At 56.1% G+C, this 12,155-nt stretch carries 13 protein-coding genes; 10 read left to right on the forward strand and 3 right to left on the reverse strand.

The genetic code is table 11. The annotated features are described in order from the left end of the window. Positions 1–176 precede the first annotated feature (176 nt). A complete protein-coding gene (locus AC3Y2E_RS08940) occupies positions 177–398 on the forward strand; it encodes a hypothetical protein (RefSeq protein ID WP_379209267.1) in 222 nt (73 codons plus the stop codon). 36 nt (positions 399–434) lie between these two features. Here the strand turns inward: AC3Y2E_RS08940 and AC3Y2E_RS08945 are convergent, their stop codons facing one another. Further along, positions 435–818, reverse strand: coding sequence for a cupredoxin domain-containing protein (locus AC3Y2E_RS08945; protein ID WP_190926305.1), 384 nt, complete (start codon positions 816–818; stop codon positions 435–437). Between the two features lie 310 nt (positions 819–1,128). Between AC3Y2E_RS08945 and AC3Y2E_RS08950 the strand changes: the two genes are divergently transcribed. The 6 genes from AC3Y2E_RS08950 (at position 1,129) to AC3Y2E_RS08975 (ending at position 6,154) form a co-directional block, all read left to right on the forward strand. After that, a complete protein-coding gene (locus tag AC3Y2E_RS08950) occupies positions 1,129–1,398 on the forward strand; it encodes a hypothetical protein (RefSeq protein ID WP_379209269.1) in 270 nt (89 codons plus the stop codon). Positions 1,399–1,509: 111 nt separating this feature from the next. Then, entirely contained in the window at positions 1,510–2,808 is a 1,299-nt protein-coding gene (locus tag AC3Y2E_RS08955; RefSeq protein WP_379209271.1) for a S8 family peptidase, read from the forward strand. A 222-nt stretch (positions 2,809–3,030) separates the two neighbouring features. After that, positions 3,031–4,029: an ABC transporter ATP-binding protein gene (locus AC3Y2E_RS08960; protein WP_379209273.1), complete on the forward strand. Its 999-nt coding sequence runs from the start codon at positions 3,031–3,033 to the stop codon at positions 4,027–4,029. After that, a complete protein-coding gene (locus tag AC3Y2E_RS08965) occupies positions 4,026–4,829 on the forward strand; it encodes an ABC transporter permease (protein WP_379209275.1) in 804 nt (267 codons plus the stop codon). Before AC3Y2E_RS08960 ends, AC3Y2E_RS08965 begins: the two co-directional genes overlap by 4 nt. Continuing rightward, entirely contained in the window at positions 4,813–5,607 is a 795-nt protein-coding gene (locus AC3Y2E_RS08970; RefSeq protein WP_190926313.1) for an ABC transporter permease, read from the forward strand. The genes AC3Y2E_RS08965 and AC3Y2E_RS08970 overlap by 17 nt, the downstream gene beginning before the upstream one ends. 103 nt (positions 5,608–5,710) lie before the next feature. Beyond that, positions 5,711–6,154: a GNAT family N-acetyltransferase gene (locus tag AC3Y2E_RS08975; protein WP_379209277.1), complete on the forward strand. Its 444-nt coding sequence runs from the start codon at positions 5,711–5,713 to the stop codon at positions 6,152–6,154. A gap of 182 nt (positions 6,155–6,336) precedes the next feature. On the opposite strand, the gene AC3Y2E_RS08980 is transcribed toward AC3Y2E_RS08975, so the two are convergent. Beyond that, a complete protein-coding gene (locus AC3Y2E_RS08980) occupies positions 6,337–7,599 on the reverse strand; it encodes an ATP-binding protein (protein WP_379209279.1) in 1,263 nt (420 codons plus the stop codon). A gap of 178 nt (positions 7,600–7,777) precedes the next feature. Here AC3Y2E_RS08980 and AC3Y2E_RS08985 point away from each other — a divergent pair, with 178 nt between their 5' ends. Next, on the forward strand, positions 7,778–8,023 hold the full coding sequence (locus AC3Y2E_RS08985) for a DUF3892 domain-containing protein (RefSeq protein ID WP_379209281.1): 246 nt from the start codon (positions 7,778–7,780) through the stop codon (positions 8,021–8,023). 77 nt (positions 8,024–8,100) lie between these two features. On the opposite strand, the gene AC3Y2E_RS08990 is transcribed toward AC3Y2E_RS08985, so the two are convergent. Continuing rightward, the gene (locus tag AC3Y2E_RS08990) at positions 8,101–8,856 is read right to left on the reverse strand and encodes an MBL fold metallo-hydrolase (protein WP_379209283.1); all 756 of its coding nucleotides are present in this window, start codon (positions 8,854–8,856) and stop codon (positions 8,101–8,103) included. A gap of 268 nt (positions 8,857–9,124) precedes the next feature. On the opposite strand from AC3Y2E_RS08990, the gene AC3Y2E_RS08995 reads away from it, so the two are divergent. Then, on the forward strand, positions 9,125–9,316 hold the full coding sequence (locus AC3Y2E_RS08995; protein ID WP_190926323.1) for a hypothetical protein: 192 nt from the start codon (positions 9,125–9,127) through the stop codon (positions 9,314–9,316). 268 nt (positions 9,317–9,584) lie between these two features. Continuing rightward, complete coding sequence (locus tag AC3Y2E_RS09000; protein ID WP_379209285.1) at positions 9,585–11,936, forward strand: FdhF/YdeP family oxidoreductase; 2,352 nt, start codon at positions 9,585–9,587, stop codon at positions 11,934–11,936. Positions 11,937–12,155 lie beyond the last annotated feature (219 nt).

A 12,155-nucleotide genomic window follows, 5' to 3' on the forward strand; every position in this document is an offset into this window, starting at 1 on the left:
TCCAAATCTAGTTCTCGTTTATCGGACGGTGTGAACCGGAGGACGCGCCGTCCTTCCTCTTATTATACACGAACATGAAGGCAGGGAATGTCGGGATGTTTAAATTTAATGCACAATTGATGTTTGAAGCCGAGATTCGTCCATTCCAGGCGTTTGCCGAACGAAGGGGGCCCTTTGTGGACATATATATGCGGCTCGAGCCGGAAGGGCAGCGCTGGCCGGACGATTTGACCGAGCCGGGGGCTCTGGTCATTTGCGACGAGACCGGAAATCCGATCGATTATGTCGTGCAAAGCGAAGGCTGCGACTGCGAATACCGGTTCACGGAGAGCGAGAAGGAACAGCTCCGGCGGTATATCGCAGAGCAACGGCTGATCGAAAACGCTCAGATAGAATGAAAAAAGAGAGGGAACCTGTCCCTCTCTTCGTCGTTATTAAGCTTCAACAATCAATTTGGCTTTCATGTTCGCGTGGCCGGCACCGCAAGGGACGCTGCATACGATCTCGTATGTACCCGGTTTGTCGAACGTAACTTCCTTGGACGTATCTTTACCTTGCAGGGTAACTCCAAGTCCGTTAATTTCGATGCCGTGAACGCCTTCCGAGTTTTTCAATACGACTTTCATCGTTTCGCCCTGTTTCACTTTGTATTCCGCTTGATCAAACTTGAAGTTGCTGGCCGTTATTTTTAACTGCGGCGTACCCGATTCGGCTGCAACATCTTCCTCGCTCTTCTCCGGCGTTGCGCTGATCATCAGGAAAATCAGACCGAATGCGCAAGCTCCGAAAAACAGAGCGGACATGACCCATTTATACATGTGTGGTCCTCCTCGAACAAAATGTCACTTCAAGATTATACGCTATTTCGGAATTCAAATCCATTCGCCCTTTCCTTCACTTTATGACAAAACGTTGAACAAATCGGCACATCCTTCATTGTTGCCTGTTCATACGGACATCAAACGGCGGTGTTCGCAGCTTTACATTTTTATCGGCTGTGCAAATTTCCGCAACATTCAAAGAAGTAGGCGCACGACCAATTTGACGCCCATGGGTGTTTAACCGTGTTCCGGGTAGGTGCTTCCCCATAGACTAATGTAGATTGCAGGACACAAGGGAGGTGCAATAATGGAATATATGCCAAAGCAGACCGGGTTCAAACCGATGGCAGCTCCGATGCCGGTCGCCCCGATTTCGGCAGGACCGATGCCGATGCCGATGCCAATGCCAATGCCGGCTCCGATGCCGATCGCCAAGCCTTCGTATGAACACGTTTCGGTCAGCTACGTGCAAGCCCCTGTTTGCGAACCGAAGAAAACTCACGGCTGCGCCAGCTCGGCCGGTATCATATTGGTACTGTTCATCCTTCTTGTCATCATCAGCCGCGGTAAATGTTAAGCGAAATGAAGCGGCGGATGGAAGCCGGGGCTTGCTGCTCCGGCTTTGTCCTTTCTACATGCCGGAACGAACCGATCCGGCACGAAACGATACGGGTGGTGAAGGTTGGGAATGGAGAAGCCGCAAGGCACACATCGTAAACGCTCGAAGATGAGCCCGCTTTTGCGTAAAGCGGTTTCCGGTATGATCCGCCGGAACGAGGGCCGTTCCGCAAGCGGCAAGCTGCGCGTCATCATCGAATTCGACCGCAAGCCTTCGCTGCGGATGGTCGAATCCTTACGGCGCAGCGTCGTGACTCACGCCCACCGGTTCGAGCCGCTGCGGAGAATGTCGCGGGTATACGCGCTGTCGGCGATCGTATCGGTCGCATGCCTGCGCAGGCTGTGCCGCCATCCGAACGTGCTTCGCATTCATTTGGACAGCAAGCTGAAGCTCAGCTTAAATGTCGCTACGCCTTCCGTGGGTGCCACAGCGCTGCAACGACGCGGAATTGGCGGAAAAGGAATCGCCATCGCGATTATCGATACCGGAGCTTACCCGCATCCGGATCTGACCCGGCCGGTCAACCGGATCGTAGCCTTCAAAGATTTCGTGGGACACCGGACCCGCACTTACGACGACAACGGTCACGGAACGCATGTGGCGGGCGATGCGGCCGGCAACGGGTTCAGCTCCCGGGGCAAATACCGCGGAGCGGCCGATCAGGCCAAGCTCGTTATTTTGAAGGCGTTCGACAAGTTCGGGGATGCGAACAGCTCGGACGTCATCGCGGCCGTTGACTGGGTATTGCGCAACCGTAAAAAATACAATATTCGCGTCGTGAACATGTCGTTCGGCTCGCCGGGCGTAACCCGGTGCTCCGACGATCCGATATGCCGGGCGGCCGAGCGGGCATGGAGAGCCGGACTCGTCGTCGTGACGGCCGGAGGCAATTCGGGACCCGATCCCCGAACGATCGAATCCCCGGGGATCAGCCCGCTGCTGCTAACCGTCGGAGCGGTTAATGACCGCCGTACGATCAGACAGGCGGACGATACGGTTGCGCTGTTCTCCAGCCGCGGTCCAGCCGCCGGCAACCGGATCAAGCCCGACTTGACCGCTCCGGGCGTTAACATCATCTCGCTGCGGGCGCCGGGATCGACCCTCGACCGGAACAATCCGTCTGCGCGGGTGGGCAACCTGTATTTCAGACTGTCCGGTTCGAGCATGTCCACGCCGATCGTAAGCGGCGGCGCCGCCCAACTGCTTCAGCGGTATCCCGCTTTGAAGCCGGAGGGGGTGAAGCGGCTGTTGAAGGCCGGAGCGTTCAAGCTGAGGAAAAGTCCGAATGCGGTCGGCAGCGGGGTGCTGAACGTCGGATTCATTGCAAAACCGCTATTGCCAGTCGTCAGAAGCCGTGGTAAGATATAGCATTATTACGGAAGGGCCTCTAGGGATCCGCGGCGGCTGGAGAACAGCTTGCCGGCGAACCGAGCGAGGCCGGGCGCAGGCCATAACCGATCGCGCTACACCGCAGGGATAAAAGACCCGTGGCAAGTTCCGGCTCATGATACGATGAGCGGACTGCAACGGGTCTTTTGTGCTTTAATCGGATGAAGAGCGTACCAACAACGTTAAGGAGGGAGAGCGGCTGTGAAAGCAATCCGGGTGCAAGGACTGACGAAGCGGTTTAGTCAAAAGCGGAAGAAAGCAGGATTAAGGGGCAGTATGCAGGCGCTGTTTAAACCGGAATATACGGAGAAGACAGCCGTTAGCCCGATCGACTTCGAGGTGGAGAAGGGGGAGTTTTTGGCATTTCTCGGCCCGAACGGCGCAGGCAAATCGACCACAATCAAGATGCTGGCGGGCATTCTTCACCCGACGGCCGGTTTTGCCGAGGTGCTCGGACTGTGTCCGTGGAAGGAACGGAAGAAGCTGGCTTACCGGATCGGTTCCGTATTCGGGCAAAAATCGCAGCTGTGGTATCATCTGCCGCCCGCGGATACGTTCGAACTGATGAGACGGATTTACGAGCTGGAGGAGAGCGATTATAAGAAACGGCGCTCGGAGCTGATCGAACGGTTCGAGCTGGGACCGTATATCGATATCCCGGTGCGGAAGCTGTCGCTCGGCGAACGGATGCGCTGCGAGATCGCCTCGGCTTTGCTTCACCGGCCCAGTGTCGTTTTTCTCGACGAACCGACGATCGGTCTCGATGTCGTGGTCAAGCAGCGAATCCGTGAGATGCTGCGTGAAATGAACGAAACGGAGCGGATGACCGTATTTCTCACGTCGCACGACTCCGGAGATATCGAGCAGCTGTGCAGCAGAGCGATCGTTATCAATCACGGGCAAATTGTGCTGGACGATAAAGTGTCCAGCCTGAAGCGCCTGTATTTGACCCGCAAGACGATCGATCTCGTGCTGCGGGAAGAAGCCGAGTCGTTCCCGTATCCGGGCGTAGAGCAGCTGCTGCGATCCGGCAGACGGCTGAAGCTGTCGGTCGATACGTCGCGGACGTCGATCGAGGAGGTGCTGGCGCAGCTCGTCGGGCGCTACCGGCTCGACGACGTGACGATCGAAGATCCGCCGATGGAAGAAGTCATCTCGCATATATACGCAAGCCATACGCAAAGGGAGGCGCTGCCGTGATTGTAGTCCGGAAAGCGGCGAAGTACGCGGCCTACGCCCGAATGACGGTGCGGAATCATCTCGCGTACGTGCTGGATTTTCTGATGCGTTCCCTGTTTCTGCTCGTTATTCTTTACATCTTTTTTCAACTGTGGTCCGTCACCTTCGAGGGCGTAGGGGAGAGCCGCATCAACGGTTATTCGTTCGAGCAGATGATCTGGTATCTGGTTGTCGCGGAATCGATCATATTGGCTTCGCCGAAGCTGAACGCGAAGGTAGAGGCTGAAGTGAAAAACGGCGACATCGGTTACCAGCTGATCCGCCCGGCCAGCTATCTGCTTATGCATTACGGCAGCTACATGGGAGAAGCGGCGGTCCGGGTTGTCGTCAATTTACTGCTCGGTTCGGCTCTGGCCACGATCTGGTTCGGCTGGAGCTGGCCCGGCTGGAACGTGCCGATGATGCTGGCGGTTATGATCGGGGCTTTTACGGTCAATTTCCTGATGGCGATGCTGATCGCGTTATGCGCATTCTGGGTGGAGGAGACGCGGGGGCTTGACTTTGTCTACAATAAATTGCTGTTTACGGTAGGAGGCATGCTGCTGCCGCTGGAGATGTTCCCCGATACGTTGAGGAGCGTCAGCGAATGGCTGCCGTTCCAGACGATCGCTTATTTCGCGGCGAAGACGGCGGTGCTGCCCGATGCCAAGGAGCTGGTCCGGATGATCGCGATCCAGTGGGGCTGGGTCGTCCTGCTGGCAGCTGGAGCGGGGCTCGTCTACCGGAAAGGAGTGCGGAAGCTGAATGTCAACGGCGGCTAATTTGTTGAAGTTTGTGTGGGCGTGCTGGAAGCTTAATTTATCCGGAGCGATGGAATACCGGATGAGCTTTTTTTTGACGGCGGGCATGATGGTGGTGAACAACGTAGTCTGGATTTTTTATTGGGGCGTTTATTTTACCAAATTTCCGGTCGTCAACGGCTGGGAGCTGCAGGACGTCATGATGATGTGGGCAGTCAGCGCCGGAGGTTTCGGGTTGTCCGCCGTGTTGTTCGGCAACAGCTATGCGATGTCCACGCTTATTGCGAACGGCCAGCTGGATACGTATTTGACCCAGCCCAAGCCGGTGCTGCTACACGTTCTGATCAGCCGGATGTCCGTCTCCGCTATCGGCGACGTTGTCTTCGGCTTGCTGCTGTATGCGTTGTTCGGCGACCATACGCTTGCGGGATTGCTGAAATTCGGCTTCGGCCTCGCTCTTGCGACGACGATCTTCATCTTTTTTAATGTAATCGCCCAGTCGCTCGCCTTTTACATAGGCAACGCCGAAGGAATCGGGCAGCAGGTGTTTATCGGCTTCGTCACCTTTTCCACCTACCCGACGGATATATTCCGGGGGCTGGGAAGGCTCGTTTTATTCACGGTGATTCCTGCAGGCTTCATCAGCTATTTGCCGATCGGTTTGCTCCGGGAAGTGAAATGGACGTTTCTGGCCGGGGCGACCGGCATGGCGCTGCTGGTCACCGCCGTCGGCGTGTTTGTTTTCTACCGGGGGTTGAGACGGTACTCCTCGGGTAATATGATGTCGATGCGTGGCTGAAGCGAGCCCTCTAACTTGCCCCCATGGCAGTTCGATCCGGGCGATCCCGATCTGGTATAATCGGTTCTAGACTCCAACAAGCTGCTGCAGAAAGAGGATGACCATGATCGAGACAATAACGGTACAAAATAATGATCAGCTGGAGAGGTGCCTGAACTTGCGCAGGGAAGTGTTCGTCAAGGAGCAGTCGGTTCCCGAGGAGCTCGAGGTGGATCAGTGGGATGTGCTCGGAACGGAATGCCGGCATATTCTGATCCTGTCGGACGCGGAAGCGGCGGCGACGGCAAGGCTGATCCGCTACGACGCACAGACGGCCAAAATGCAGCGGGTGGCGGTCCGAAGCGCCTTGCGGGGGCAAGGCTACGGACGTATCGTGATGGAGGCTCTGGAGAAGTTGGCTCGTGAACTCGGGTTTTCCCGCTCGCTGCTGGATGCTCAAGTAACGGCGCGTCCCTTTTACGAGCGGCTCGGATACGAGGCGGTGTCCGAGGAGCTGTTTTACGATGCGGGCATTCTTCATGTGAGGATGACCAAAACGATCGTCTAGACGGCCGGTCGCCAAGCAAGGCAGACAACAAAGGCGCTCCGTTGAACGGGGCGCCTTGTTGTGGAGCAGCGGAATATTCAAGTTTCATTCCGTGCTAAAGCGGTACATACGGCCGGCTTCCCTGAGGGCATGCGAACTAGGCGAACTAAGCATCCTGGCAAAGCTCCTCGGAGCCGGCTCTACTAGTCCGTCTCCGAACGGACCGCCGTGCGGTTCGCTTCCGGCACGCCTGGCAACGGCAGCGAGATCCGGAACGTCGTACCTTTGCCCAGCTCGCTTTCCACCTCGATCAATCCTCCGTGATCTTGGACGATTTTATGGCAGATCGATAACCCCAGCCCGGTTCCCGTATCTTTGGACGTATAAAACGGTTGGAAAATCTGGTCCAGCTCGTCCGGCGCAATCCCGGTTCCCGTATCCTTCACTTCCACGACGGCAAAGGCTCCCGACTGCAAAAGCGCAATCGTCACTTGTCCTTGCTCGTGCATCGATTCGATCGCGTTTTTGATCAGGTTGAGCAGCAGCTGGACGAGCTTGTCCGGGTCCATCCAAATCTGGATAGACGGGTGAGACGCTTCGTATACTAGCCGGTGTCCGAGACGGGTCGTTTCCGATTCGGTCAGCGAAATCACTCTTTGAATGCAAGTATGGACGGGCTGCAGAACGAAATGAGTGGCGCTCGGCTTGGAAAATCGTAAAAACTCCGCCGTAAGCTCGGACATCCGGTCGATTTCTTCCATAATCATGTTATACCAGGGCTCAATGTTGTACCCGTTTGAACGGGAGATTTGCAAAAAGCCCTTAATGGTCGTTAGCGGATTGCGGATCTCATGCGCCATCCCGGAAGCGAGCTCGCCGACGATTCGCAGCCGCTCGGAACGGGCGATGATCACTTCTCTCTTCAGCCAGATGTCCTGCTTCATCGCAATCATGTTTTTCTCCGCTTTGGCGAGAAGCTGTTCGCGGGTCGTGCCGTCGTCGGGAGACGAGGAGAATCCGTATGAAAGCTGCAAGCCTGTCAGCTTCGAAATTTCGGATTCGATAATCCGGCGTACCGATTCGAGCTCCGCCGCTCCGGCGCTTCCGAATACAACGGCCAGACGGCCGTCCCCGTAACGTGTAATAACCGCTTTGTCCGAGAAAGAAACGCTCAGCAGACCGGCGATTTGATTGGGCAGCCGAGCTCTTTCGGGATCGGGCTGGGACTGCTCCAGCATGTTGGTTTCGTTGCAATCGATCAATGCCGTCAGGACCGGAGAAGGCTCGCGCAGCAGGCCGTCCATATGCCGATGAAACACGTCGTACGTTACAAGTCCGGCGAGCGGCTCGCGATGAGGCGGCTTGCCGGGGGTGGCGACGCGTTTATGTTTGTCCGCGATGTGGGCGATTACTGAACTGATGATGAACAACCCGGAACAAACGGCAATGAGTACGCCAAACAGCATAACATTACCTCCGTCTTAATGTTAAGAGGTATACCAACACAACAATACCACTCCGATCCGGCTATTGGTACACGGACATTCTATAGATTTCCTCAAGAAACGTTAAAGTTCTAATAAATTAGCAGGATTCGGGAATGTTACATAAGGATTGGCAAATCAAAAAAAGGAGGCGGAGGAAATGAACTCCAATTCGAATAACGAAAGAGAAACATTCGTAGCCGTGCAAAAAAACGGGGACGGAGACATTACGGCCTTCCAAACGTCGACCGGACGTACGCTGAACTACGAGCAGGCTTTGGCGGAAGTGCAGGGCGGCCAGATCGCCGGCGTCAACGCATTTAAAGGAAGAGACGGCGAAACGTATATTCGGGGAGACGCCGACGGCGATCCGAGCAACAATCTCGACAATCTCCCTACGTTCTGACAAATATATCGTTCACCACAGCATGAAAAAACCGGGCTCTAGGCCCGGTTTTTTGGCGTTTCCTTATTCCTATTCGTTCAGATGACGGTATCGGTCGGGAACGAATACGTCTTGCGCTGAAGTATAAACTTCATCAACCCGGTATGACCGACGTACGTCTCCATATCGTCTCCGTAATGCATCAGCCATACTTTCTTCTGAATATCAGGGGGCAGCGTCATCAGCTCGGCGAGCGTGGCGTGTACCAGGCCGTGTCCTTCCAACTGGCAGTCGTGCAGCAGATACGTACAGCCCCGTTCGTGAACGGCGCGGATCAGCTCGGGATCGAACACCGTGTCTCCGCTATAAAACAGCTGATTATTCAAAATAGCAGCGTAGCTCGGCATATTCCGGAAATGCGTGGTCGGCAAAATCTCAATCGTAAAGCCCGGATGGATCAGATGCGGAACCCCGCTTCTCAGCGGAATCACGTCAAAAAACTGGTCGAGCGACTGGTCTTCCTCCGCGCCATACTGCAGACCGCCCTTCAAGGAATGCTCCCACAGCGGGCCGATCAGCTGTTCTTCGATGAAGAGTGCCGGTTTTTTCTTGTATTGAAACTTCAATCGCAGCATAAGCTCTTCGAAGCCGCCGATATGATCGGCGTGCAGATGTGTGACGAACACGCCGTCGATCCTGTCAAGCGGGGCGTTCAGCTCATGCATCGCAAGCGGTGCCGTAATGCCGAAGTCGATGATGAGCGTATACCCGTTGCACGTTACGAGCGCATTGTTGTTGTAATATTTTTTGGCAAAGGCCGAGCCCGTCCCGATCATCTGGATATCGATGCGCATATAGTTTCTGCTTCCTCCTTCGGCTGGTTCGAATAAACGTTGCATGCGCACGTCATTTGAGGACATATTGCTTCAAATGTATCATTTTTCCTGTCAAATGGAAAGGAGTTGATCACCGATTTTCGACAAATTTTTCAGTATGCCTGCGGCTTCCCCGCTCCGCAAATAAACGTACCCCCGGTACAGAGGCGGAGTCTTGTTCGTCCTCTTCCGCATAGTATACAAGGCGATCAGGCAACGGGTCGACAAGCGCGCGGGAGGAAAAACGATGGCGGGGAAAAAAGTAAAAAAACAAGCGTCCTCGGGAAGGACGCAGGCTCATTACAAATTCGTAACTTCCGACGTATGCGCGGTGTGCAAGCATCAGTGCGCGCGGGGCATCCGGTATATGGAACGGATGAAGCAGCCTGGCGCAGTCGGCAGAGGCGTTCCTTGCGTGCTCACCCGTTATTTCAAGTGACCGTAATCCTTTCGGGATACGGATATACGTTTATGCCGCTGCCTCTCAGGCCGTTGACAGTCCAGGGCCAAGGCAAGCGGTTATCCGGCGGCGAGCGGATCGTTTCTTGCGGTCCATTCGCCGCCTTCGTATGTGCGGGAGGGTCCGACGGCACAGACGACGAATCGGATATACGGCCGTTCCTGTTCCTTTTGATATCCCGGGATGCTGCGAAAGCGGTTCCATGGTATCATTGTAGTATGGAAAATCGAGGAACGGAGGGTGTGCCGTGGGCAAAACGAAACATTCCGGCCCGATGAAACTGGATACGAGGCTGAAGCCGTCGCTGTGGGTAAGCCCTGCTCCGCTTGGTCTCGGCAAAGTGAAGCCGCACCACATTTGGGATACGTTGAAAGCGGTTTACGACAATCGCGACAATCTCCCGTACGCCTACCGTATTTTGACACAGGGTGTATGCGACGGATGCGCGCTGGGCGTATCCGGGCTGCGGGACCGGACGTTGACCGGCCCGCATCTATGCACGACCCGGCTGAACGTGCTCCGGCTGAATACGATGCCGGCCATCGAGCCCCGCTGGCTCGAGGATGTCTCGAAGTTGAGGGAGATGGACAGCGCCGAGCTTCGCAAGCTGGGCCGTATCCCGTATCCGATGATCCGGAGGAAAGGGGAAAACCGGTTTACGCGCCTCACCTGGGATGAAGCGCTGGAGCGGATCGCGGCCAAAATACGCAGCATCGACCCGAAGCAGCTCGCGATGTATTGGACCGCGCGGGGCATTACGAACGAAGTGTATTACACGGCTTCGAAGGTGGCGCGGTTCCTCGGCACGAACAATATCGACAACGCGTCGCGTATATGCCACTCGCCGAGCAAGACCGCCCTGAAGCGCTCGCTCGGCATCAGCGCCTCAAGCTGCAGCTACAAAGACTGGATCGGCACCGACGTTCTCGTGTTCTGGGGCTCCGTAGCCGCGAACAACCAGCCGGTGTCGACGAAATATATGTACGCCGCCAAGAAAGCCGGGACCCGGATTATCGTGGTGAATCCGTACCGGGAGCCTGCGATGGAGAACTATTGGATTCCGTCGATTCCGGAGAGCGCCCTGTTCGGGACGAAAATCGTCGACGAGTTCGTCCAGGTACATATCGGGGGAGATATCGCCTTGATGAACGGGGTGATGAAATATTGGTTCGAGCTGGAGAAGGACCGCCCCGGAAGCGCCATCGACCGGAAATATGTGCACGAGCATACGACGGGATACGAAGAGCTTCGCAAGCATACCGCTTCATTAAGCTGGCCTGCGCTGGAGAAAAGCTCCGGGCTGACCAGACAGCAGATCGGCGAGTTTGCGCAGACACTGGCGTCGGCCCAAACCGGCGTGTTCGTCTGGAGCATGGGCTTAACCCAGCACCGGTTCGGTACGGACAACGTATCGCAGATCGCCAACCTGGCGATGCTCCGCGGTTTTATCGGCAGGGAGCGATGCGGGTTGATGCCGATTCGCGGGCATAGCGGGGTACAGGGCGCCGGAGAGATGGGCGCCGAGCCGATGTCCTTGCCGGGAGGAGGGCCGATCGACGAGGAGAGCCGGGATCGTTTTGGGAAGCTGTGGGGATTCCCGATTCCCGCCTGGTCCGGGGATATCGTCGGCTTGTCGCTGGAGAATGCGCTATTGCCGGATGGTCACGAGCGGCGTACCCGCGTCTTTTATACGAGCGGCGGGAATTTCCTCGAGACGATGCCGAAGCCGGAGTTCATCCGCTCCTGTCTGGAACGTATGGAGCTTCGGGTTCATCAGGATATTATTCTGAACACGTCGACGCTTGCGGAAGCCCGCGAGGAAGTGATCGTCCTGCCGGCGATGACGCGTTACGAGCAGCCCGGAGGCGGCACGTCGACGAGCACGGAGCGGATGGTTTATTACAGCCCGGAGATCGAAGGCCCGCGAATCGGGGAAGCCCGGGCGGAATGGGACATTCTCGTCGATTTGGCGGGGAGGGTCAAGCCCGAGCACAAAGCGAAAATCGCCTTCCGCTCCGTACAGCACATTCGCGAAGAGATCGCGGAGGCCGTTCCGTATTACGACGGGATTCAGCATCTGTCCAAGGCGGGGGATGTTTTCCAATGGGGCGGCGCATGGCTGTGCGAGGACGGAATCAGTCCTACGCCGGACGGCAAGGGACGGCTTCTGCCGATCCAACTGCCGGAGCTGCGCAAGCCGGAAGGTCATCTGTATGTCACGACCCGCAGAGGCAAGCAGTTCAATTCGATGGTATACAGCCGCATCGATCCGTTTAATGCGGCCAGACGCGACGACGTGCTGCTGCACGAATCGGATGCCGGGGAGCTAGGGATCGCCGAGGGCGAAGCGATCGTGGTTTATAACCGGAACGGTACGATGTACGGCCGGGCCAAATTCGCCGAGATCAAGCCGGGCAATGTCGAGGTGTTTTGGCCGGAAGGCAATGTGCTGTTTCCGGTCGGCGTCTATGAGCCTCATGCCGGAATTCCGGAATACAACGGCGCAGTTATTATCGAGAAGGCGGAGACGTTTTTCGCTTTCAAAGACACCCGGTATGCCGAGCGGAGAATCGCCGAGTTGGATATCGGAACGGAGTAGTAGGCTCCGCCATAAGAGCCGCAATCGGCCGGATGCTTCGGGCGAACGGTTCTAATGATAGAGATGGAGCGGCCCGGTGAAGTCTTCGCCGGGCGTTTTCTTTTGGTCCAAAAACCGGATAAGTCGTTGGAACTATTTAGCGAACGGGACTTTAGTCTAATTATTTGTCGAAGATCGATGAATTTCATGCAGGAATTGGAAAGATGACGTGGAATATAT

This window comes from Paenibacillus sp. MAH-35, assembly GCF_058135425.1.

What these genes read in the sequence shown, in the direction of transcription:
- AC3Y2E_RS08945 (WP_190926305.1), bottom strand. Translation starts at nt 818, where the DNA reads ATGTATAAATGGGTCATGTCCGCTCTGTTTTTCGGAGCTTGCGCATTC.
- AC3Y2E_RS08950 (WP_379209269.1), top strand. Translation starts at nt 1,129, where the DNA reads ATGGAATATATGCCAAAGCAGACCGGGTTCAAACCGATGGCAGCTCCG.
- AC3Y2E_RS08955 (WP_379209271.1), top strand. Translation starts at nt 1,510, where the DNA reads ATGGAGAAGCCGCAAGGCACACATCGTAAACGCTCGAAGATGAGCCCG.
- AC3Y2E_RS08970 (WP_190926313.1), top strand. Translation starts at nt 4,813, where the DNA reads ATGTCAACGGCGGCTAATTTGTTGAAGTTTGTGTGGGCGTGCTGGAAG.
- AC3Y2E_RS08975 (WP_379209277.1), top strand. Translation starts at nt 5,711, where the DNA reads ATGATCGAGACAATAACGGTACAAAATAATGATCAGCTGGAGAGGTGC.
- AC3Y2E_RS08980 (WP_379209279.1), bottom strand. Translation starts at nt 7,599, where the DNA reads ATGCTGTTTGGCGTACTCATTGCCGTTTGTTCCGGGTTGTTCATCATC.
- AC3Y2E_RS08985 (WP_379209281.1), top strand. Translation starts at nt 7,778, where the DNA reads ATGAACTCCAATTCGAATAACGAAAGAGAAACATTCGTAGCCGTGCAA.
- AC3Y2E_RS08990 (WP_379209283.1), bottom strand. Translation starts at nt 8,856, where the DNA reads ATGCGCATCGATATCCAGATGATCGGGACGGGCTCGGCCTTTGCCAAA.
- AC3Y2E_RS08995 (WP_190926323.1), top strand. Translation starts at nt 9,125, where the DNA reads ATGGCGGGGAAAAAAGTAAAAAAACAAGCGTCCTCGGGAAGGACGCAG.